Origin of the sequence: Pseudomonas sp. 22490 (genome assembly GCF_052044465.1) — a bacterium.
GTDB lineage: Bacteria > Pseudomonadota > Gammaproteobacteria > Pseudomonadales > Pseudomonadaceae > Pseudomonas > Pseudomonas aeruginosa.
Map to the genome: position 1 here is coordinate 1 of NZ_JBQENS010000089.1, position 901 is coordinate 901.

Genomic DNA, 901 nt, shown 5'->3' on the forward strand with positions numbered 1-901 from the left:
GCCGCGCCTCGATAGCGATGCCGCCATTCGCGGCGATCAGCCCGGACTGGCTGTTGTCGAGCGTGTCGGCCGCGACCTTCAGGGTCTTTTCGCTGACCAGTTCACCACCTTGCTGGGCCAGGCTGCCAAGCGTCGCCTGCAGGTCGCCCTTGGCGGCGATACGCCCTCCGGCGTTGCCGACGGCGTTCGCTGCGAGGTCCAGGCGGCCATCGCTGAGCAGCTTGCCACCCTGGTCGTTGCGCAGGCTGGCGACCTCCACGCGCACGCCAGCCTTGCCGCTGGCGCTGCCGCCGTCGCGGTTGTCGAAGGCGCCTCCCGTGGCGCTCAGGCCGGCGTCGGCCACCAGCACGCCGCCACGGTTGTCCAGGCTGGCGCCGTGGACGTTCAACTCGCTGCGGCTCGACAGCAGGCCGCCGGCGCGGTTGTCCAGTTGCCCCACCGTCACGCGCTGCGCGCCCTGGCTGAGCAGGTTGCCTTCATCGCGGTTGTCCAGCAGGCCGCCGAGGCTGACCTCCAGGCCGCCCCGGCTGCTCAGCGTGCCCTTGCCGCTGTTGTCCAGGCTGCGCGCCCGCAGGTCGAGGCGGTTGGCTGCGGAGAACAAGCCGAGGCGGTTGTCGATGGCACCGCTGGCGACCACCAGCAGGTCGTCGCCGATCAGCTTGCCGCCGCGATTGTCGAGGCTGCCGACGCGGGCCTCGACGCGCTTGCCGGAGACTTCGCCGTCCCCCCGGTTGACCAGCGCCTGGGCGCTGACGCGGGTGGACTGCTGGCTGCCGAGCAGGCCTTGCTGGCCGTTGTCGAGCGTCGCCGCGCCGACCTCCAGATCGTTCAGGCCGATCACCTGGCCGCCACGGTTGTCGAGATCGCCACGGGTCTTGACCACGGCGCGGTCCCGGCTCTG

At 71.6% G+C, this 901-nt stretch carries 1 protein-coding gene; it reads right to left on the bottom strand.

Going from position 1 to position 901, the window contains the following annotated elements:
• The coding region (locus ACTJJX_RS35000) for a hypothetical protein (RefSeq protein WP_397427627.1) at nucleotides 1-901 on the bottom strand (901 nt) is incomplete at both ends.